Source organism: Acidovorax sp. (genome assembly GCF_046294525.1).
Lineage (GTDB): Bacteria > Pseudomonadota > Gammaproteobacteria > Burkholderiales > Burkholderiaceae_C > Acidovorax.
Window position 1 is genome coordinate 129,721 of the sequence record NZ_JBKBKQ010000008.1, and the last position, 20,093, is coordinate 149,813.

16 protein-coding genes are annotated in these 20,093 nt (G+C 66.6%); 7 read left to right on the top strand and 9 right to left on the bottom strand.

The window, feature by feature from the left end:
* Positions 1 to 95 precede the first annotated feature (95 nt).
* From ACK4HJ_RS10400 to ACK4HJ_RS10415, 4 genes are all read left to right on the top strand, one after another.
* Complete coding sequence (locus tag ACK4HJ_RS10400; RefSeq protein WP_409830807.1) at positions 96 to 1,508, top strand: L-serine ammonia-lyase; 1,413 nt, start codon at positions 96 to 98, stop codon at positions 1,506 to 1,508.
* 128 nt (positions 1,509 to 1,636) lie between these two features.
* Positions 1,637 to 2,485 (top strand): presqualene diphosphate synthase HpnD, encoded by an 849-nt coding sequence (gene hpnD, locus ACK4HJ_RS10405; protein WP_409830810.1) that lies wholly within the window; start codon positions 1,637 to 1,639, stop codon positions 2,483 to 2,485.
* A gap of 19 nt (positions 2,486 to 2,504) precedes the next feature.
* Positions 2,505 to 3,845 (top strand): hydroxysqualene dehydroxylase HpnE, encoded by a 1,341-nt coding sequence (hpnE, locus tag ACK4HJ_RS10410; protein ID WP_409830813.1) that lies wholly within the window; start codon positions 2,505 to 2,507, stop codon positions 3,843 to 3,845.
* Between the two features lie 299 nt (positions 3,846 to 4,144).
* Positions 4,145 to 6,910, top strand: coding sequence for a cation-transporting P-type ATPase (locus tag ACK4HJ_RS10415; protein ID WP_409830816.1), 2,766 nt, complete (start codon positions 4,145 to 4,147; stop codon positions 6,908 to 6,910).
* A 9-nt stretch (positions 6,911 to 6,919) separates the two neighbouring features.
* On the opposite strand, the gene ACK4HJ_RS10420 is transcribed toward ACK4HJ_RS10415, so the two are convergent.
* From ACK4HJ_RS10420 to ACK4HJ_RS10430, 3 genes are all read right to left on the bottom strand, one after another.
* The gene (locus ACK4HJ_RS10420; RefSeq protein WP_409830818.1) at positions 6,920 to 7,132 is read right to left on the bottom strand and encodes a DUF2788 domain-containing protein; all 213 of its coding nucleotides are present in this window, start codon (positions 7,130 to 7,132) and stop codon (positions 6,920 to 6,922) included.
* On the bottom strand, positions 7,129 to 7,974 hold the full coding sequence (locus ACK4HJ_RS10425; protein ID WP_409830821.1) for a DUF2189 domain-containing protein: 846 nt from the start codon (positions 7,972 to 7,974) through the stop codon (positions 7,129 to 7,131). Before ACK4HJ_RS10425 ends, ACK4HJ_RS10420 begins: the two co-directional genes overlap by 4 nt.
* Positions 7,975 to 8,090: 116 nt before the next feature.
* Positions 8,091 to 8,888, bottom strand: coding sequence for an HAD-IA family hydrolase (locus ACK4HJ_RS10430; RefSeq protein ID WP_409830823.1), 798 nt, complete (start codon positions 8,886 to 8,888; stop codon positions 8,091 to 8,093).
* A gap of 99 nt (positions 8,889 to 8,987) precedes the next feature.
* Here ACK4HJ_RS10430 and hemH point away from each other — a divergent pair, with 99 nt between their 5' ends.
* Entirely contained in the window at positions 8,988 to 10,103 is a 1,116-nt protein-coding gene (gene hemH, locus ACK4HJ_RS10435) for a ferrochelatase (RefSeq protein WP_409830825.1), read from the top strand.
* Between the two features lie 259 nt (positions 10,104 to 10,362).
* A complete protein-coding gene (locus ACK4HJ_RS10440; protein ID WP_409830827.1) occupies positions 10,363 to 12,852 on the top strand; it encodes a Lon protease family protein in 2,490 nt (829 codons plus the stop codon).
* 330 nt (positions 12,853 to 13,182) lie between these two features.
* Here ACK4HJ_RS10440 and ACK4HJ_RS10445 read toward each other — a convergent pair whose 3' ends face one another.
* From ACK4HJ_RS10445 to ACK4HJ_RS10460, 4 genes are all read right to left on the bottom strand, one after another.
* Positions 13,183 to 14,823, bottom strand: coding sequence for a DUF2326 domain-containing protein (locus ACK4HJ_RS10445; RefSeq protein WP_409830829.1), 1,641 nt, complete (start codon positions 14,821 to 14,823; stop codon positions 13,183 to 13,185).
* Positions 14,813 to 15,037, bottom strand: a complete 225-nt coding sequence (locus tag ACK4HJ_RS10450) for an ABC-three component system middle component 7 (protein WP_409830832.1) — start codon at positions 15,035 to 15,037, stop codon at positions 14,813 to 14,815. The genes ACK4HJ_RS10445 and ACK4HJ_RS10450 overlap by 11 nt, the downstream gene beginning before the upstream one ends.
* On the bottom strand, positions 15,034 to 15,837 hold the full coding sequence (locus ACK4HJ_RS10455; protein WP_409830835.1) for an ABC-three component system protein: 804 nt from the start codon (positions 15,835 to 15,837) through the stop codon (positions 15,034 to 15,036). The genes ACK4HJ_RS10450 and ACK4HJ_RS10455 overlap by 4 nt, the downstream gene beginning before the upstream one ends.
* A gap of 312 nt (positions 15,838 to 16,149) precedes the next feature.
* Positions 16,150 to 17,040, bottom strand: coding sequence for an alpha/beta fold hydrolase (locus ACK4HJ_RS10460; protein WP_409830837.1), 891 nt, complete (start codon positions 17,038 to 17,040; stop codon positions 16,150 to 16,152).
* Positions 17,041 to 17,359: 319 nt separating this feature from the next.
* On the opposite strand from ACK4HJ_RS10460, the gene ACK4HJ_RS10465 reads away from it, so the two are divergent.
* A complete protein-coding gene (locus ACK4HJ_RS10465; RefSeq protein ID WP_409830840.1) occupies positions 17,360 to 17,788 on the top strand; it encodes a DUF1810 domain-containing protein in 429 nt (142 codons plus the stop codon).
* Between the two features lie 204 nt (positions 17,789 to 17,992).
* On the opposite strand, the gene ACK4HJ_RS10470 is transcribed toward ACK4HJ_RS10465, so the two are convergent.
* On the bottom strand, positions 17,993 to 18,922 hold the full coding sequence (locus ACK4HJ_RS10470; RefSeq protein WP_409830843.1) for an alpha/beta hydrolase: 930 nt from the start codon (positions 18,920 to 18,922) through the stop codon (positions 17,993 to 17,995).
* Positions 18,923 to 18,937: 15 nt separating this feature from the next.
* Positions 18,938 to 19,705 carry a coniferyl-alcohol dehydrogenase gene (locus tag ACK4HJ_RS10475; RefSeq protein WP_409830846.1) on the bottom strand — a complete coding sequence of 256 codons (768 nt, stop codon included), beginning with the start codon at positions 19,703 to 19,705 and terminating at the stop codon, positions 18,938 to 18,940.
* Between the last annotated feature and the right edge of the window lie 388 nt (positions 19,706 to 20,093).

A 20,093-nucleotide genomic window follows, 5' to 3' on the forward strand; every position in this document is an offset into this window, starting at 1 on the left:
GGGTCGCCTGCGGCCCTATCCCCCTGCGACCCTTTGCAGGTCCCTGCATGCCACAAGCGCAGCGCACCGCCTTCACGACACATAGATCACCCACCATGTCCGTCAGCGTTTTCGACCTCTTCAAGATCGGCATCGGCCCATCCAGCTCCCACACCGTGGGGCCCATGATTGCGGCGCGGCAGTTTGCCTGCCATCTGCGCGACACGCTGGGCCTGGCCGCTGTGCACCACGTCACCGTAGAACTCTTCGGTTCGCTCTCGGCCACCGGCGTGGGCCACGGCACCGACACTGCGGTGCTGCTGGGCCTGGCCGGGCACGAACCCGACCGGGTCAACCCCGACCAGATCGCCCCGGCCGTTGCAGATATCCGCGCGCGCCAGTCCCTGGCGCTGCTGGGCGAGCACGCCGTGCCCTTCGTTGAAAAAGAGCACCTGCTGTTTCGCCGCAAGAGCCTGCCGCTGCACCCCAACGGCATGGCGTTCCACGCCTTCGACGACGCGGGTCAGGAGATAGCGCAGTGTGAGTACTACTCGGTGGGCGGCGGATTTGTGGTGGATGCGGCGGGCCAGCGCGTGCTCAACAGCCCGGCCGCCCGCGACGACACCGCCACACAGGGCCACGCCCGTGGCCTGCCCCACCCGTTTCGCACCGGCGCCGAACTGCTGGCCCAGTGCCGTGCCACCGGCCTCACGCCTGCCCAGCTCATGGCGGCCAACGAAGAGCACTGGCGCAGCCCCGCCGAGGTGCGTCGCCAGCTCATGGCCATCTGGCACACCATGGCCGGCGCCGTGCAGCGCGGCTGCGCCAGCGCCGGCACCCTGCCCGGCCCCATGCACGTGCGACGCCGCGCAGCCGAGCTGCACCACAAGCTCAGCCGCTCGCCCGAGGCCTCGCTGCGCGACCCGCTGTCCATGCTGGACTGGGTGAACCTGTACGCCATGGCCGTGAACGAAGAAAATGCCGCCGGGGGCCGTGTAGTGACCGCGCCTACCAACGGCGCGGCGGGCGTGATACCGGCCGTGCTGCACTACTACGTCAACTTCCTGCAGGGCCCCATCCCGGCCAACGACGACGGCATCGCCACGTTTTTGCTCACCGCAGGCGCCATCGGCATCATCTACAAAGAAAACGCCTCACTCTCCGGCGCCGAAGTGGGCTGCCAGGGCGAGGTGGGAGTGGCCTGCTCCATGGCCGCTGGCGCGCTCGCCGCCGTCATGGGCGGCAGCCCCGAGCAGATTGAAAACGCCGCCGAGATCGGCATGGAACACAACCTGGGCATGACCTGCGACCCTGTGGGCGGCCTGGTGCAGATCCCCTGCATCGAGCGCAACGCCATGGGCGCCATCAAGGCCATCAACGCCGCCCGCATGGCGCTGCGCGGCGATGGCCAGCACGTTGTGTCGCTTGACAAGGTCATCAAGACCATGATGCAGACCGGCGCGGACATGAAGAGCAAGTACAAGGAGACTTCGCGCGGGGGGCTGGCGGTGAATGTGGTGGAGTGCTGAATTGCACGCAGAACCCTCACTCTCAAATTGGTAGCTTCTGGCGCTTAGCCAGCAAGCGCCACAGGCCTGAAACACCCTATACCCTGCCTGGAGCGGCGCGCCATTTGGCCATGGGACAATGCCGCCCCATGACCCCCCAGCAGTACGTACAACAAAAAGCCGTCGCGTCGGGCAGCAGCTTTTATTACGCCTTTCTCTTTTTGCCCGCGCCGCGCCGCGCGGCCATCACGGCGTTCTATGCGTTCTGCCGCGAGGTGGACGATGTGGTGGACGAGGTCAGCGACCCGGGCGTGGCCCGCACCAAGCTGGCGTGGTGGCAGGCCGAAGTGGCCAAAGCCTACGCAGGCCAGCCCAGCCACCCCGTGATGCAGGCGCTGATGCCGCACACGGCCGAATACGGCATCGAGCAGCGCCACCTGCAGGCCGTCATCGACGGCTGCCAGATGGACCTGGAACAAACCCGCTACCTGGACTTTGCAGGCCTGCAGCGCTATTGCCACCTGGTGGCCGGCATCGTGGGCGAGGTCACGGCCCGCATCTTTGGCCAGACCGATGAGCGCACCACGCAGTACGCGCACACGCTGGGCCTGGCCTTTCAGCTCACTAACATCATCCGCGACGTGGGTGAGGACGCCATGATGGGCCGCATCTACCTGCCGGTGAACGAGCTGCAGCAGTTCGATGTCAAGGCGCACGAGATCCTGAAGCGCACGTACTCCGACCGCTTCACCGCGCTGATGCGCTTTCAGGCAGAACGCGCGCACCGCCTGTACGACGAGGCCCTGGCGCTGCTGCAAACCTTGCCCCCGGCGGACCGCCGTGCACAAAAGCCCGGCCTGATGATGGCCAGCATCTACCGCACGCTGCTGCGCGAGATCGAACGCGACAACTTCCAGGTCCTGCACCAGCGCATCCGCCTGACCCCGCTGCGCAAGTTCTGGCTGGCGTGGAAGGTGCAGGCACTGGGCCGGATGTGATGGCGACGGGGCACAGGCCATGAAGGTCGCCGTCATCGGCGCCGGCTGGGCCGGCATGGCGGCGGCCGTGGGCCTGTCGCAGGCGGGGCTGGCGCCCACCGTGTTCGAGACCGCGCGCGCCACCGGCGGCCGGGCGCGCGCGTTTGTGGCGGGCCAGGGTGCGGGCGGCCAGCCGCTGGTGCTGGACAACGGGCAGCACATCCTCATCGGCGCCTATGCCGAAAGCCTGCGCCTGATGCGCCTGGTGGGTGTGGACGTGGACCGTGCCCTGCTGCGCACGCCGCTGGCTTTGCCGTTTGCCGACGGCACTGGCCTGCGCCTGCCCGACACCGCCCCGCCGTGGGACGCACTACTGGGCATAGCCCGCGCACGCGGCTGGCAGGCCGGTGACAAGCTGGCGCTGCTGCGGACCGCCGCACTGTGGCGGCTGCGCGGCTTTCGCTGCGCGCCGGGCACCACGGTGCAGCAGCTGTGCACGCGCCTGCCGCGCACACTGATGGACGAGTTCATCGACCCGCTGTGCGTGTCGGCGCTGAACACACCCGCGGCCGAGGCCTGCGGCCAGGTGTTCTTGCGCGTGCTGCGCGACAGTTTGTTCAGCGGCCGGGGTGGGTCCAACCTGCTGCTGCCGCGCACCGACTTGGGCACGCTGTTCCCCGAGACCGCCGCGCGCTGGCTGCAGCCGCGCGGGGCGGTGGTGCACACCGGGCAGCGCGTGCAGGCTCTGGCCCGCACGCCCCAGGGCTGGCGGGTGGACGGCGCGCTGTTTGACGCCGTGGTGCTGGCCACGCCCAGCACCGAAGCCGCCCGGCTGGCGCGGGCGGCCCAGGCCACTCTGCCCGCGCCCGAGGCCCGCGCCACCGCCGCGTGGGCCACCACGGCCGAGGCGCTGCGCTTTACGGCCATCGGCACCGTGTATGCACAGGTGCCCGCCCAGCACATCAGCCCCAGCGGCACCACGTTGCCCGAGCCTATGCTGGCCCTGCGCCCCCGCCTGGGCCAGCCCGCGCAGTTCGTGTTTGACCGGGGCCAGCTGGGCGGCCCGCCGGGCCTGCTGGCATTTGTGGTCAGCGCCGCTCAGGACGACCGCGCCACGCTGGAAGCCGCCGTGCTGCACCAGGCCGCGCAGCAGTTGGGCCTGGCCGGCACACAGGCGCTGCAGACAGTGGTGGAAAAGCGCGCCACCTTTGCATGCACCCCGGCCCTGCAGCGCCCGTCCACGGCGGTGGCGCCGGGCCTGTGGGCGTGCGGCGACTACACCGAAGGTCCCTACCCCGCCACGCTGGAGGGCGCGGTGCTGAGCGGCACGGCCGTGGCGCACGCGGTTGCGTCGCTTCGCAGCGCGGGAACCTCACCCTGAAATTAGGGTGTTTTTGGCCTCCAGCGCTTATCCGTAAAGGGCCAGCAGCTATTTAATCAGTAGCATTTTTGCCTGGTTGATGCACAGGCTGTCCTCCTCGGCATTGCCCTCCCCGCGGCCACACCACTTTGGACTGGATCGCAACCCATGCCTGGCCGCTGAGGCCCGCCAATGCCCTGCGTCTTGACACACATCAAATCCCCACAGGCCCACGACCCTAGACTGAAAAATCGCCCCCCTGCCCGGGCTTGGTATGCCTTGCCGCCCGGGCCCGTACTCGCCGAACATCCAGCCCCCCCATGAGTCCGACGAACCTGCCGCCTTCCCCCGCCACCCCGACCGATGCAGCCACTGTCTGGCACAGCCTGGAGGCCGCTACCGCACTGCTGCAACTGGGCACCAGCGCCGACCGGGGCCTGACCCATGAGGAAGCCGCCCAGCGGCTGGCCCGGCACGGCCCCAACCGGCTGCCACAGTCGCGCGGGCGGCCAGCCTGGCTGCGCCTGCTGCACCAGTTTCACAACGTTCTCATCTACGTGATGCTCGCGTCGGCCCTTGTGACGGCGGCGCTCGGGCACTGGCTGGACACGGGGGTCCTGCTCGGGGCCGTGGTGGTCAATGCGTTGATCGGCTTTCTGCAGGAAGGCAAGGCCGAATCGGCCCTGGACGCCATCCGGCGGATGCTGTCGCTGCAGGCCTCGGTGCTGCGCGGCGGCGAGCGCCAGATGGTGGCGGCCGAGCAGCTGGTGCCGGGCGACATCGTGCTGCTGGCGTCGGGCGACAAGGTGCCCGCCGACCTGCGCATCCTCAGTGCCCGCAACCTGCGGGCCGTCGAGGCCGTGCTCACCGGCGAGTCGGTGCCCAGCGAGAAAACCCCCGACGCGGTCGCCGCCGACGCCCCGGTGGGCGACCGGCGGGGGATGCTGTATTCGGGCACCCTGGTCGCGTCCGGAACGGTGGTGGGCGTGGTAGTGGCCACGGGGGCCCGCACCGAGCTGGGCCGCATCAGCGCCCTGCTGGCCACGGTCGAGAGTGCCACCACGCCCCTGCTGCGCCAGATTGCCCGGTTCAGCCACTGGCTGGCAGCGGTCATCGGCGTGTTCGTGGCGTTCACGTTTGCCATTGGCGTGTGGTGGCGCGGCCAGGCGCCGGCCGAGATGTTCATGATGGCGGTGGCGCTGGCTGCATCGGCCATCCCCGAAGGCCTGCCCGCGATCATGACCATCACGCTGGCGCTGGGCGTGCGGCGCATGGCCGCGCACAACGCCATCATCCGGCACCTGCCCGCCGTGGAAACCCTGGGCTCCGTCACCGTGATCTGCTCGGACAAGACCGGCACGCTGACCTGCAACGCCATGACGGTGCAGCGCGTGGCCACTGCCGGCCAGGTGTACGAGGTGAGCGGCACGGGCTACGCGCCCGAGGGCGGTTTCCACCTGGCCGGGCAAAGCGCGCCCCTGGGCGAACACCCGGCGCTGGTGCCGATTGCCCGGGCCGCACTGCTGTGCAACGACGCGTCGCTGGCCCATGGCGAGGCCGGCTGGACGCTGACCGGCGACCCCACCGAAGGCGCACTGCTCACGCTGGCGCTCAAGGCCGGGCTGGACGCCCCCAGCGAACGCGCCGAACACCCGCGCACCGACGCGATTCCGTTCGAGTCCGAGCACCGCTTCATGGCCACGCTGCACCACGACCACGCGGGCCATGCCATGGTGCTGGTCAAGGGTGCGCCCGAGCGCGTGCTGGACATGTGCAGCGCCCAGCGCCGCGCAGACGGCACCGACGAGCCCCTGGACCATGACCACTGGCGCCGCGCCGCCAACGACTGCGCCGCCCGCGCGCTGCGGGTGCTGGCCCTGGCCACCAAGACCGTGCCCTCCAGCCAGCAGACGCTGGATTTTTCGGACGCCGAGGGCGGCTTCACGCTGCTGGCCCTGCTGGGCAGCATGGACCCGCCCCGGCCCGAGGCCATGGCCGCCGTGGCCGAATGCCATGCGGCAGGCATCCGCGTGAAGATGATCACCGGCGACCATGGCGAAACCGCCCGCGCCATCGGTGCCCAGTTGGGTATCGGTGTGGGCAAGCCGGCCCTCTCGGGCGCCGAGATCGAACTGCTGGACGACACCGCCTTGCAGCAGGTGGTGAGCGATGTGGACGTGTTTGCCCGCGCCAGCCCCGAGCACAAGCTGCGCCTGGTGCAGGCCCTGCAGGCGCGCGGCGAGGTGGTGGCCATGACGGGTGACGGCGTGAACGACGCACCCGCCCTCAAGCGTGCGGACGTGGGCGTGGCCATGGGCCACAACGGCACCGAGGCCGCCAAGGACGCCGCTGCCGTGGTGCTGGCCGACGACAACTTCGCCACGCTGGGCCGCGCCGTGCGCGAGGGGCGCGGCATCTACGACAACGTGCGCAAGTTCATCCTGTTCATGCTGCCCACCAATGGCGGCGAGGCGCTGGTGGTGTTCTGCGCGATTGCGTTCGGCCTGGCGCTGCCGCTCACGGCGGTGCAGGTGCTGTGGATCAACCTGGTCACATCCAGCACGCTCGGCCTCGCACTCGCCTTCGAGCCCGCCGAAGACGACGTGATGCGCCGCAGCCCGCGCAACCCTGGAGAATCATTGCTGACCGGGCTGTTCGTGTGGCGCATGGCCATGGTGTCGGTACTGATGGCATGTGCGGCGCTGGGCCTGTTCCTGTGGGAGATGCACCAAGGCGCGTCCATCGCGACGGCCCGCACCATGGCGGTGAGCACCGTGGTGGTGGCCGAGATGTTCTACCTGTACAACAGCCGCCACATCCTGCACAGCGTGCTCACGCGCGAAGGCTTGCTGGGCAACCTCAAGGTGCCGGCAGCCATTGCGCTGTGCGCCGCCATGCAGCTGGCTTTCGTGCATGCCCACTGGCTCCAGCAGGTGTTTGGTTCCACGGACTTGACATTCGCAGAGTGGTGCCGCGTGCTGCTGGCCGGCACGGCCGTGTTTGCCGTGGCGGAGCTGGAAAAGTGGGTGCAGCGCCGCTGGCAGGCACAGGGCGCGGTCCCTTCAGCCCGGGCGCTCAAGGCATGAGGCGGGTGCCTACCGCTCCAACCACCACTGGATCACTGCCTTGGCCAGAAAGCCCAGGAAGCCCACGCCCAACCCGAGAAACAGCACAAAGGTGCCAAACCGCCCGGCTTTGGATTCCCACGCCAGTTGGCCGATGATGAACAGCATGTACAGGATGAACGCACCCACCCCGTAGGTGAGGAAGAAGCCCGATATCTGCGCTTCGGTGAATCCAAAGATCACGACGCCACCCCGCTTGCGTTGGCGGGCCCGGCGGCATCGCGCACGGGCAGGCCGGACGCATCGACCAGGTCACGGTAGGCATGCCAGCTCGCATGGCCCAGCACCGGCATGGCCACCACCAGCCCCAGCAGCAGCGAAGCCATCCCGAGCAGTGTCAGGCCCAGGATCAGGGCGGCCCACAGCGCCATGGGCAGCGGGTTCACGACCACCGCCTTCCAGCTGGTGAGCACGGCCTGCAGCAGCGTCGCGCGGCGGTCCACCAGCAGGGGCATGGCCACCACGCTGGATGCAAAGATGGGGGCCGCCATCAGGCTGCCCAGGCCCAGCCAGATCTCGAACAGCCAGCCCTCGCGCGCCAGCACCACGTGATGCAGAAAATCGAGCGGCGTGAGGACAGGCACCGGCGCCAGCAGCGTGATGAGCGCCGCCGATGTCATCACCCACCCGGTGGCGGCCAGCGCCAGCAGCGCGCCGAACTGCACCATGCACCAGTAGTCGTTGCCCCATTTGTTGACGTGGCTGTTTTGCCAGTTGAGCCAGGTCTTGAGCACCACGCCCAGGTCTGCCGCCTCACCGCGCTCCAGCGCGCGGCTCAAGGCATACAGGCTGGTGGCCAGCACCGGCGCCACCACCAGAAAACCCGACAGCGCGCCCGCCAGCAGCCAGAAGCGGTGGTGCGCCACCGCAAAAATGGCCGCGCCAAACAGTGCCAGCGCCAACCCCTGGGCCATGCTCACCCATCCCGCACGCACCATGTCCCGCCAGCCCAGGGCCAGCCAGTGCAAGGGCTGCGCGAGGCCGATGGTGCGGATGGGGGGCAAAAAATGGAGCTTGCGGGGCATGGCAGAAGGTCGCACGGCGACGGGTGAGTGTGACGTCATTGGGCAGCGGCATCAACCACTGCACGTTCAGGAAAAGGCGCTGCACATTCAGAAATTGATCTGCGGCAAGAAGTGCATCAGCTCAACAGCCGGCACAGCGCCGTGAGGCTGTCCACCGTAGCGTGGGGCGGCGCATCGTGTGGCCAGGGGTTGTTGGCCGTGTTGATCCACACCGCCTGCATGCCCGCATTCAGCGCGCCGTGCGCGTCCAGCGTGGCATCGTCGCCCACGTGCAGCACCTCGTGCGGCTGCACCGCTGCGGCGCTGGCGGCGGCGTGGAAGATGCGTGCATCCGGCTTGGCCACGCCAAACACCGTGGCGCTGATGCTGGCCTGAAAGTAATGCCCGATGCCAATGCGGTGCACGTCGGCATTGCCGTTGGACAAGGCCACCACCGGGTAGCGGGCCGACAAAAACGCCAGGGTGTCGTGCGCGTCCTCGAACAGCTCCACGCGCTGGCGCTCGGCAAAGAACAAGTCAAACGCGGGCTCGGCCAGCGCGGGCTCGTCGCCCGCCTGCGTGAGCGCCAGCCGGATGGACTCGCGCCGCAGCGCGCTCAGGTCGTGCAGCAGGTCCGGCCGCAGGCTGACCATCTGGTTGCGGATGGCGCGCAGCGACTCGGTGCTGGCAAACAGCGCCGCGGTGGCGGGCGCGTGGTGCGTCAGCCAGTCCAGCAACACCGCCTCGGCCCGCGTGATGGTGGGCCAGATGGGCCACAGCGTGTCGTCCAGGTCGATGGAGATGGCGCGGATGCGGGAGATGTCGAGTTGTGATGCGGGCGAGCTGGCAGGGCTGGGTGCAGGTGCGGCAGCGGTGGCGCAACCGTCTGCGGTGGCCGCAGCCACGGCGGCTTGGGGGTGCGTGGGGTCGGGCATGGTGCGGCGAGAATACCCCAGGCCCGGCAGCGTTGCCGGGCACTTGGCGCGCAATGCCCGGCAGGTGGCGCCGCGCCGCCCATTTGCCACAATCGCCCCATGCCGTCCACCTTTGCCCCCGAACCCCCCTACACCCACGGCCAGCCCGAACGCACCGCCGTGCTGCTGTGCAACCTGGGCACGCCCGACGAGCCCACCGCCCCCGCCGTGCGCCGCTACTTGGCGCAGTTTTTGGGGGACCACCGCGTGGTGGAGATCCCCAAGCTGGCGTGGCTGCCCATCCTGCACGGCATCATCCTGCGCACCCGGCCGGCCAAGTCGGCAGCCAAATACGCCAGCATCTGGACGCCCGAGGGCTCGCCGCTGGCGCACTGGACGGCCAAGCAGGCCACGCTGCTGCGCGGCTGGCTGGGCGAGGCGGGGCACGCGGTTCTGGTGCGCCACGCCATGCGCTACGGCAACCCGTCCATCGCCAGCCAGCTCGATGCCCTCAAGGCCGAAGGCGCCACGCGCATCCTGATCCTGCCGCTGTACCCGCAGTACTCGGGCACCACCACCGCCAGCGTATTCGACGCCGTGTACGCCTGGGCCGCGCGCACGCGCAACGTGCCCGAGCTGCGTTTTGTGAACCGCTACCACGATGCCCCGGGCTACATCGACGCGCTGGCCCGCACCATCGAATCTCACTGGAAGCACCACGGCCAGCCTGACCAGCTGGTGATGAGCTTTCATGGCGTGCCCGAGCGCACCCTGCACCTGGGCGACCCCTACCACTGCGAGGCCCGCAAGACCGGCCGCCTGCTCGCCGAACGCCTGGGCCTGCGCGAGGACCGCTTTCGCATCACCTTCCAGTCGCGCTTTGGCAAGGCCAAGTGGCTGGAGCCCTACACCCAGCCCACCATCGAGGCGCTGGGCAAGGCCGGCACGCGGCGCGTGGACGTGGTGTGCCCCGGCTTCACCAGCGACTGCCTGGAGACGCTGGAAGAAATCAACATGGAAGTGCGCGAAGCCTTCTTGCACGCGGGCGGGCAGGAGTTTCACTACATCCCCTGCCTGAATGACAACAACCACTGGATCACGGCTCTCAGCCGCGTGGCCCAGCAGCATCTGGCGGGCTGGCCCACCGAAGCGCCCGAAGCCGTGGCCCTGGCCGATGCACGCAGCCGCGCACTGGCGGGCGGGGCGCCACAAGGTGCCTGCCCTGCGTCGCGTTGAGACCGCCGCAATCACTCTTCATTTGATAGCTGCTAGCGCTTATCCACCAAGACCCAGCCGCCAATTTGACATCAAACCACCGCCCGCCCCATGCTGCCAAGCCGCCCACCCCCGCCGTCCGGGCTGAGCCTGTCGAAGCCAGGGCGCGATGCACCCGCCGCTGCCTCAAAACACCCGGCGCACGCAGGCCATTGAAGCCAGGCCAACGGCGCTGTTTGCAAAAAAACAGCGCAAAAAATAAGAGATTCAACAACCCACCATGCCCGCCCAAGCCCTCGCCCCCCACCAACTGCGCCTGACCATCGTCCCCGACAGCCTGGGCTTTGCCACCACCGCCGAGCTGCAAGGCCAGCCCCTGCCCTGGATCGGCCAGGAGCGCGCCCAGGCCGCCGCGCAGTTCGGCCTGAACATGCAGCAGCCCGACTACCACCTGTTTGTGCTGGGCGAAGTGGGCAGCGGCCGCGCATCGCTGTTGCGCCAGGCCATGCACGAGGCCGCCGCCCGCCGCCCCGTGCCGCCCGACCTGTGCTACCTGCACAACTTTGACCACCCCGAGCGCCCCCGCGCCCTGCGCCTGCCCGCAGGCCAGGGCCGGGAGCTACGGCAAAGCATGATCGACGTGGCGCGCAATCTGCAGGCCGACATCCCCAAGCGCCTGGCCAGCCCCGACTTCAAGGCCGAGGCCGAGCGCATCCAGCAGCAGTGGCAAGCGCAGGAATCGGCCGCCTTTGCGCAGCTGGACCAGTTTGCGCAGGCGCGGCAGTTCAATCTCTCGCGCGAGGGCGGGCAGATGGTCTTCACCCTCATCGGCGCGCGCGGCCAGCCGCTGACCGAGGCCGAGGCCCGCGCCCTGCCGCCCGAACGCCGCGCCGAGATCGATGTGGCCGAGCAAGCCCTGCGCGCCGAGATCGGCCGCTTTCTGGACACCATGCGCCCGCTGGAGCGCGCCCGCGACGAGGCCGTGGCCGCCCTGCGCCGCCGCGCCATCAAGCCCCTGGTGGAGCAAAGCCTGCACGAGGTGCGCCAGGGCCTGCGCAAGCAGATCAAGGACGGCGCAAAACTATCGCAATGGCTGGACCGCGTGGAGCGCGCGCTGCTGGAGCACATCGACCTGTTCGAGCCCCTGCACGACGAGCCCGACAGCGACGCCGAGGCCGACCGCAAGGACGCGCTGGACGACCTGCTGGCCCGCTGCCAAGTGAATCTGGTGGTGGACAACAGCGGCCGCACCGCCGCGCCCGTGGTGGTGGAAGACCACCCCACCGCCCGCACCCTGTTCGGCAGCATCGAACACGGCCTGGAAGCCGACGCCCCGCAGGCCGACCACACCAGTATCCTGGCTGGCAGCCTGCTCAAGGCGCACGGCGGCTTCATCCTGCTGCACCTGCAAGACGTGGCGGCCGAAGAAGGCCTGTGGCCGCGCCTGCGCCGCTTTCTGCGCTGCGGCCGCCTGCAGATTGAAGAAGGCGCAGGCGGTGGCGGCCCCGCCGCCCACGGCCCCGGCGCGCCCGCCGCGCTGCTGCCCGAGCCCGTGGACGTGGAAGTCAAGATCGTGCTGATCGGATCGGTGGAGGAGTACTACGCCCTGCAAGAGGCCGACCCCGACGCCGCCCGCCGCTTTCGGGCCAAGGTGGACTTTGTGGAGCGCTTTGCCGCCACCCCCGCCACCCGCCAGGCCACCGCCATCTTCGTCGCGCAGACCTGCCACAAGCGCGGCCTGCCCCACTTCAACCCCGCCGCCGTGGCCCTGCTGCTGGAGCAATCGCACCGCGAGGCCGACGACCAGGGCCGCCAAAGCGCCCTCTTCGCCCACACCGAAGCCCTGCTCATCGAAAGCGCCGCCCAGTGCCAGCAACGCGGCGGCACCCTGGTGGACGCCGCCGACGTGCACGCCGCCCTGCGCGCCCGCCGCCTACGCCACAACTACCCCGAAGAACAACTGCACGAATCCATCACCGAAGGCGAGCGCCTGATCACCCTGACCGGCAGCGTGGCCGGCCAGATCAACGCCATGACGCAGATCGACCTGGGCGACTACCGCTTCGGCTTCCCCGTGCGCATCACCGCGCGCACCTTTGCCGGGCAAGAAGGCCTGCTCAACATCGAGCGCGAAGTCGATATGTCCGGCCCCATCCACGACAAGGGCGTGCTCATCCTGCACAGCTACCTCACCGCCCTGTTCAGCCACGTGGCGCCGCTGGCACTGAATGCGTCCATCGTTTTCGAGCAGGAATACAGCGGCGTGGAAGGCGACTCCGCCTCGTGCGCCGAGCTGTATGCGCTGCTCTCCAGCCTGTCAGGCCTGCCCCTGCGCCAGGGCATCGCCGTGACGGGTGCCCTCAACCAACACGGCGAAGTGCTGCCCGTGGGCGGCATCAACGAAAAGATCGAAGGCTGGTTCCAGGCCTGCCAGGCCGCGGGCCTGGACGGCACGCAAGGCGTGCTGATCCCCGCCCGCAACCAGCGCCACCTGATGCTGGACCGCAGCGTGCAGGACGCCGTGGAGCGCGGGCTGTTTCACGTTTACACCATGGGGCATGTGAGCGAAGGGATTGCGCTGCTGACGGGCGAGGCATCGGGCATGAGCCCGGCGGAGCTGGTGCAGGCGCAGGCGGATGAGATGGCTGGGGGCGCGACAACGGTGGAGGACACGGTGATGCAGCGAGCGGAGGTGACGCTGCGGGCGTATCGGAGGGCTTGTCAGGTGGCGGGGGGTGCGCGCAGGGGGCGAGGGGTTCGGGGGCGGTAGTTGGCTCAGTGGCGCTCAATATTGAATGCGCTGGGAGCAGGCTGCTCTGCAGAGGTTGCTGTCAGACGCAGATCAGAACTGAACTCCTGCGGATTGCTGAAAACGTGCCGCTAGCCAGCACCACTACGCGTCACATCACGGTGTATACAGGCGATGTGGAGCGGTCCTTGACCCGATCATGACGGTCAGAATGCGCCTCCACATCACATTTCTCCGTCACAAATCGTCCTTGCGACCCGAAGCCGAAGTCCAATCGGTTTCGATGGGGCGATGTCTGGCATGCCGATTCGGTAGCTGTATCACTCGAGCGTTGAAACTGACGATGGCCAATCAATCTGTTTCAACGAGCGGCGCTGATGGACGGTTTGGACGCCAATCCTTGACATACAGCACAGCTTGGTCGCTGAGCTCAATGACGCTGTGCTTTTGCAGCATTAAGGCGGTCGCAAATCCGTACTTATGGATCTCGTCAAGTGCAATGAAGGACTGCTTCGGGTTGTTCGCGTAGAGCGCGACAAGGCGGGCAACCGAGTCGTTCGAAATGTTCTTAAAGAGCACAGAATCGTGAGCAATGGTGGGCAGGCTGGTCGCCCTGAATACAGCCATGTCAAAGAGCACCAGACCGAAGAACGCCGTGCCGGTACCGGTGTCTTCGAAAACCTCGAATTTGTAGCTGGTGTCACCAAGCGACAGCCGCGGACTCTTGCGATGCTCCCCGATGGCTTCGCTGACTATCTCCCTCATACCGGTGTTCACGCTGGTCTCAACTTCGATCAGTATGCGCTGTTTCTCTTCCGCAAGGGCCTCCTTAGCTTTGCGCAGACGCTCGACCTGATCCTGCTCGCGCTCGTACCCATCCTTGCTCGCCCGAGCGCTCTGCAGCGACAGTGCAACCTTGTAAACGTGGTCGACAAGCGACTCAGGTTGGTCGATCGAGCCCAGCGCAGCCGCCATCTCCGCGTCAATGCCGGCGACGCTGATGTCAATCAGATTCAACTCCTCAGCCAATTGCTTTCTGGACTCTTTTAGCTGCTCCCTCAGGATTTGGGCAACACCATCGTGAAAGGCCTCAACCTCGGACAAGCGGGCGGTATTGATCTCTGGGAAATACCTTTGGAGGTCCTTGAAATTGCCGCTATGCAAAGAACGTCGGCCACCGAGGTTGCGATCAACTCGCAAAAGCCGCCCCGCAACATTCAAGCGGCGTTGCAGCAAATCATCCTTACGCACCTTGAGCTCGAGCACCTCCTTGTTGATCACTGCACTCAGGCTTGTCGCATAGCTAGCCAAGTTTTGTCGTACCTCTTCCAGGTCACGCTCGAGATTCGCGATCTGCGTTTTTGCCTGCGCATACCCCGTCTTGGTCACCTTGGGAATCAGTTCGCTGTTGGCTGCAGCCCGCACGAGTTTCAGATCAGCTTCCGCCGCGCGAGCTGCTTCATCAAGCTCACGAATCGCTTCGAACTTGCCGTACGTTTTGATGAGGTTGTCGATGCAATCCTTGGACTTTTGCTTCGGGGATGCATGCAACGGCTCATCTGGGATTAAGTTCTCCTTGCGCCAAACGCGTAGATGAAGACCCACGGCGGCGCGAAATGTCTGTCCCGGCGATTCAAGACCGTACGCCTGCTTGAGGAACGCGTTGAACTCCTCCAGCGACCATGTCGAATGCACCTCGTAGGCTTCATTGCAGGTGTACACGCTGTCTGGCGCGATCGTCTCGCGCCGGAATCGGTGCAACTCGCCATCGAACTCGAACGCGAAGTCATAGTGATGATGGCCAAGCTCGTCAACGATGTCCTTGTTCCATTCCAGCAGCGTCGAGCCACCAAATACGAAGTCCACCAGCATCAACAGAGTGGACTTTCCAATCGAGTTGGTGGCATTGTCATCCCCTAAGACGACGTTGAGTCCGGGGTGAAACCGGACAATGCCGGTTCGAAATTTCTCGCAGCGAATCTCACGCAGCATAGACAACCCTCAGAGTTTTGAAATCGACAGTGACGCGATCAAGGATGTACAGGACGTCGAGCGCCAAAAGGAACTGGTCGATGCTTTCGAACTTGTCGCCCACCTGTTGGAAAAGGTCTTGCACGCTGATCGAATCGGGCCCCGCCTTCAGCACTTGAACAAGCTGCCCCAACACAGAGGCGCTGAGTGGAACGACCTTGTTTGGCGTAATCATTCGAAGATCTCGCAGTTCTGAATGAAGAACGAAGCTACGGCTTCAGCGGACTCAAGGGACTGGGCCTCAGCGCGAATACGAATCCAAGCAACCACGTTGGCAAACACCTGTGCTTGTGTCAGGCCCTGACGTTTCTGCATCACGTAGAACGACTTGACCTGAGTGAAAATTTGTTCGGAGCACCCTGGGTCGCTGCGCTCAAGTTCCAAGAAGGCGGTCTGGATATGGCGGAAGTAGTCCTCGACTGCATTGCGAACCTTCCGCTTAGTTGGCGGGGGCATAGTCGTATCCAACTTGTCATCAGCGGCCTTCGGCGTGAGCGCGAGCTCGACGCCAGTGTCTTGCTCTACCGCGGCGCTGTGCAGGTGGGCAACAACGGCAGAAATCTGCTCCTCAAGTGGATACTGCGACGCCAGCGCGCGCTGCCGCTCATCTTGCAGAGCATCCAGCTTGATTTGATACAGGCGGTGGTACTCCTCTGCAGTTCGAGGCTTGTCGAACTGCCCATGACAATTGAGGCAAAGCGGAATGATGTTGTCCGGGTCGTTTACGTCGGCGGACAGCCGCGGCGAGTTCGCCAGTTCGATGACTTCCTCTGGGCGCGGGTTTAGAGGATAGACATGCGCCAGTTCGTACGACTTGTAATGTCGCTGCCTCTTCCTGTAAAAGAGACCGCCATCACATAGCGGACATCGGTTACTCACCTGCGACAGTAAGGCGACGGTCTCAGCTTCACTGTAGGCTCTTCTGTCATTCGCCACTTCGCCTCTCCCTATCGTTTGCGTTATGCGTTCAAGCATCACAGAGCGCGAGCTTCTGCGACCTTGGGTCCTCAACCATCCATCTTGTAACTATATTGGGTGGTGGAACCAGTGGCCAGAATCAATTGCTCTGCAATTCCAAACGACGGCCTCTGACTTTCGCGCAATGCAGCGGCGGCCGCTCGACCATCGCGGGGACTCGGGCTGCAGGAAAGTAACCAGTCATGGGGGTACAGCGGTCATCGGTATACCCCACCGCCGTTTGACTGCTTAAGGCTGCAGGCGGCGCTGGATCACCAAGCTTGAATTTCCGCCTCCAACCCATTACAGGCATCGGGCATCGGGCATCGACTACGCCACCTCCACGCGCACCCGCAGCCACCCCACCATATCCCCCGTCACCTCATCCCGATTGGTCTCATTCAAGATCTCATGCCGCGCCGCCGGGTACAGCTTGACCGTCACATCGGCCACACCGGCATCCCGATACCGCTGCCCCAGTTGCTGAAGCAAAGCCCCGCCTGCAGCCAGCGGGTCTGCGTCGCCGGAAGCGATGAGGATGGGCAGGTCGCTGCGGATGCGCGCGAGTAGCGCGGGGTCGGCCAGCCGGGGCGCAGGTGCGAAAAGCGAAGGAATCACATCCTCCGGCACGTCCCAGCCGCACCACGGGTCGGCCACGTAGGCGTCCACCTCTGCGGCGTCGCGCGACAGCCATTCGTAGCCGGTGCGGTGCTCAAAGCCCGCGTTGAAGGCCGCGAGCCCGGCGGGTGCGTCGGCGGGGGCGTTGGCCATGCCGGCAGCGAACAAATCGAGGGCGGTGGAGCCTGACAGGATGACGCCGGACCAGGTGGACGAGTGGTCCAGGATGGCGGCCTGTGCGGCGAAGGAGCCCATGGAGTGGCCGAACAGGAACACGGGCAACTGTTGCGGCGCGTGCTGTGTGCGCAGCAGTTCGCCAAACTGCGCGACGTCGGCAATGAGACCGTCAAAACCTGCGCGGCCAAAGTCGCCCAGCTTGTCGCCCGCCGTGCGGCCGTGGCCGCGGTGGTCCACGGCGTGGACGATGAAGCCCGCGGCGTTCAGGGCGCGCGCAAAGCGGTCGTAGCGCTCGCCATGCTCGGCCAAGCCGTGGGAGATTTGCACGACGCCCACGGGCTTGCCCGGGGTTTCGGCCCAGGTGTAGGTGGTGATGCGGGTGCCGTCTGCGGCGGACTGGAAGGAGGAGGTGGTGGTAGTGCTCATCGTTTCATTTTGGCATGGGGGTTGTGATGAGCACATTGCGGTTGCCCCGTAGGCAGCGCGCGGGCTGGCCGTTTGGAATCAGCACTTGCCGGTGGTGAAATTCGCGGTCAACATGTGCGGCAAGCATGCGGCGCAGCCACTGCGGGCGAGCGGGCATCGGCCCCACGGGAGTTCGTTTATGCGGGACCAGGCGCTGCGCGAGGCTTCGACAAGCTCAGCCCGAACGGGTGCTTGAAGTTTGCGGCGCGCTGCCCTGCAATCCGCCACTCCAGCAATCAGCAATCAGCCATCAGCCATCAGCAAGTCATTGATCCAGCCTATGCCCCTGCCCCCCACACTCGACCGTTTTCTGCAAGCCCAAGAGTCTGTGTGGCCCCGCGTGGTGGCCGAGCTGCGCGCGGGCCGCAAGCGTACGCACTGGATGTGGTTTGTGTTCCCGCAGATTAAGGGGCTGGGGCGCAGCGACATGGCGCAGCGCTATGCAATCCAGTCGCTGGCCGAGGCGCGGGCTTACCTGGCGCACCCGGTGCTGGCGGGGCGGCTGCGCGAGTGTTGCCAGATCCTGATGGAGCTGGAGGCGCCTTCTTCTGCGCTGGAGGTGTTTGGCACGCCGGACGACCTGAAGCTGCGCTCTTGCATGACGCTGTTTGGCGAGGCGTCACCTGCGCCGGGCAGCGTGTTTCATGCGGTGCTGCAGAAGTACTTTGGCGGGCAGAAGGACGATCGCACGCTGGAGCTGCTGAAGTAGGCGGGCCACCGCCCAGCACAGGTTCACCGACAGGCCACGGGAAGTTTTTGGGTCAAAACGGGCTGTAGCGCTTATCCAGCAAGCGCTGGCAGCTATTATTTTTATAGTCCATCCCGCTTCTTCGCTTCTCTAACGAGGGCTTCAGTTGCCGCCGCAGGCTGACCCGGCAGGCAGTTGCCGGGTCGCCACCCGGGCGGTGGCCTGCTAGGCGGTGGCGCTGTGCGGCAGGCTGCGCTGGTGCTGGGCGATAAAGCGTCCCGCCAGTTCCAGCGACACCAGCGCCTCGTCCAGCGCCGGGGCAAAAAGCTGCCAGCAATGCACCATGCCCTCCCACACAGTGCATTCCGCATCCACGCCGGCTGCCTTCAGGCGCGCGGCGAAGGTGCGTGCGTCGTCGCGCAGCAGCTCGCGGCTGCCCACCTGCAGGCGCACGGGCGGCAGGCCGTGCAGGTCGGCGCGGTAGAACGGCGTGATGGCGGGCGAGCGCAGGTCACCACCCTGCACATACATGGCGTTGAAGAAGCCCATCAGCTCGGGCGTGATGAACGGGTCGTCCGCCACCGCGCGGTGCGATTCGCCTTCGCGCGCCAGATCCAGCGCGGGGGACAAGGCCACGATGGCGGCGGGAAGCGGCAGGCCCTGGTCCCGCGCGCGCAATGCGGTACACAGCGCCAGGTTGCCGCCGGCGGAGTCGCCCATCAGCGCGATGGCGGATGCGTCGTAGCCCTGGGCCAGCGCCCACTGGTAAGCGGCCAGCGCGTCCTCGTGCGCGGCGGGGGCCGGGTGCTCGGGCGCCAGGCGGTAGTCCACGTTGAGCACGCGCGCGCCGCAGAACTGCGCCAGGTACGAGCACAGCGACCGGTGCGACGCGAGCGAGCCAAACACAAAGCCGCCCGCGTGGTAGTAGATGACCAGCTTGCGCGGGTCGGCCTGCGGGGTGCTGAGCAACTCGGCGGCCATGGTGCCGCCCGCGCCGTTGGGGATGCGCAGCGTCTGGATGGGCAGCCCCTGGGCCAGGGGCATGTGCGAGTGGCTGGCGTCAAACCACGCGCGCAGCTGCGTGGGGGTGGCTTGCGCGGGTGGCGGATTTTGCGCGGCCATCTGCAAGATGGCCTCAAGCTGTGGAGCGGACATGTGCGGCCCGTTCGCTCAGAGGTAGGTGGAAGCCAGCCCGCCATCCACCGGCAGGTTGATGCCGCTGACCCAGCGCGATGCATCGCTGCACAGGAAGGCAATCACCGGCGCCACCTCGTCGCTGAAGGCGGGGCGCTTCATGCGGTGGGCGTCTTTCTCTACCCGCTCTTGCCCCAGCATCTGTACAAAGTCGCCCAGGATGGGCGTGAACACCGGGCCGGGGGCCACGCAGTTCATGCGCACGCCGCGCTCCATGAAGATCTTTTGCGATTGCGTGTAGGTCCAGATGATCAGCGCCTCTTTGAAGTACTGGTAGCAGGTGTCTTGCGGCACGGGGTGCGCGGCCAGCCACTTCGCGCCTTCTTCAAAGCTTGCGGTGGCGCCCAGGGCGCGGTGCTGCTCCAGGCGCTGCGGCCATTCGGCACCCAGGATGGAGGAGATATTGACGATGGCGCCGCCCTCGCCCATGCGGTCAAGCACGCGGTGGGTGAAGTGGCGCAGACCCAGGTAGTTGACGCGGCCCACCAGCTCCGCCGGCGCGGTGCCCGGCACGCCCGCGATGTTGGCCAGCGCATCGACCTGGGCGGGCAGCTGGGCCACGGCGTCGTTGATGGCGGCGGGGTCGCCCAGGTCCACCTGCACGAAGCCGTCGAGCGTGAGCGTGGGCGCGTTGCGGTCCACCCCGATCACGCGGGCGCCTTGCAGGCGGGCTAGCTTGGCGAAGTCTGCGCCAATGCCGGAGCAGCAGCCGGTGACGACGATGGTTTTGTTGTGAAGGGTCATGGTGGTTGTCTCCGAAAAAAATGTTGTGTGGTCTTGGGGTGTGTGGTGGCGCTTGTGCGGCGCTTCGACAAGCTCAGACTGAACCGGCTGGGGCGCGCTGGTTCATGTCGTCACCTACCAACCGTTCGGGCTGAGCCTGCACGCTCCCTACCGTTCGGGCTGAGCCTGTCGAAGCCGGGGCACAACGGCTGCGCAGCCCTTCGACAGGCTCAGGGTGAACGGTTTAGGGGCGGGTTCATGCCAAGAGGTTCGTCCCGCGCACCTCATCCGTTCGGGCTGAGGTTCTATGGCTTTCGTCAAGTTCTGACAGCGACCAACGCAGGATCGAACAGGACGTGCTGTTTGAACAGTGAGAAAGCCACACGCAAGAGCTTGCGGGCAAGCACAA

Excerpts from the sequence above, each read along its gene's own strand:
- ACK4HJ_RS10415 (WP_409830816.1), top strand. The coding sequence starts at position 4,145 with ATGAGTCCGACGAACCTGCCGCCTTCCCCCGCCACCCCGACCGATGCA.
- ACK4HJ_RS10430 (WP_409830823.1), bottom strand. The coding sequence starts at position 8,888 with ATGCCCGACCCCACGCACCCCCAAGCCGCCGTGGCTGCGGCCACCGCA.
- hpnD (WP_409830810.1), top strand. The coding sequence starts at position 1,637 with ATGACCCCCCAGCAGTACGTACAACAAAAAGCCGTCGCGTCGGGCAGC.
- ACK4HJ_RS10475 (WP_409830846.1), bottom strand. The coding sequence starts at position 19,705 with ATGACCCTTCACAACAAAACCATCGTCGTCACCGGCTGCTGCTCCGGC.
- ACK4HJ_RS10440 (WP_409830827.1), top strand. The coding sequence starts at position 10,363 with ATGCCCGCCCAAGCCCTCGCCCCCCACCAACTGCGCCTGACCATCGTC.
- ACK4HJ_RS10460 (WP_409830837.1), bottom strand. The coding sequence starts at position 17,040 with ATGAGCACTACCACCACCTCCTCCTTCCAGTCCGCCGCAGACGGCACC.
- ACK4HJ_RS10470 (WP_409830843.1), bottom strand. The coding sequence starts at position 18,922 with ATGTCCGCTCCACAGCTTGAGGCCATCTTGCAGATGGCCGCGCAAAAT.
- hpnE (WP_409830813.1), top strand. The coding sequence starts at position 2,505 with ATGAAGGTCGCCGTCATCGGCGCCGGCTGGGCCGGCATGGCGGCGGCC.
- ACK4HJ_RS10425 (WP_409830821.1), bottom strand. The coding sequence starts at position 7,974 with ATGCCCCGCAAGCTCCATTTTTTGCCCCCCATCCGCACCATCGGCCTC.
- ACK4HJ_RS10465 (WP_409830840.1), top strand. The coding sequence starts at position 17,360 with ATGCCCCTGCCCCCCACACTCGACCGTTTTCTGCAAGCCCAAGAGTCT.
- ACK4HJ_RS10450 (WP_409830832.1), bottom strand. The coding sequence starts at position 15,037 with ATGATTACGCCAAACAAGGTCGTTCCACTCAGCGCCTCTGTGTTGGGG.
- ACK4HJ_RS10455 (WP_409830835.1), bottom strand. The coding sequence starts at position 15,837 with ATGCTTGAACGCATAACGCAAACGATAGGGAGAGGCGAAGTGGCGAAT.
- ACK4HJ_RS10400 (WP_409830807.1), top strand. The coding sequence starts at position 96 with ATGTCCGTCAGCGTTTTCGACCTCTTCAAGATCGGCATCGGCCCATCC.
- hemH (WP_409830825.1), top strand. The coding sequence starts at position 8,988 with ATGCCGTCCACCTTTGCCCCCGAACCCCCCTACACCCACGGCCAGCCC.
- ACK4HJ_RS10445 (WP_409830829.1), bottom strand. The coding sequence starts at position 14,823 with ATGCTGCGTGAGATTCGCTGCGAGAAATTTCGAACCGGCATTGTCCGG.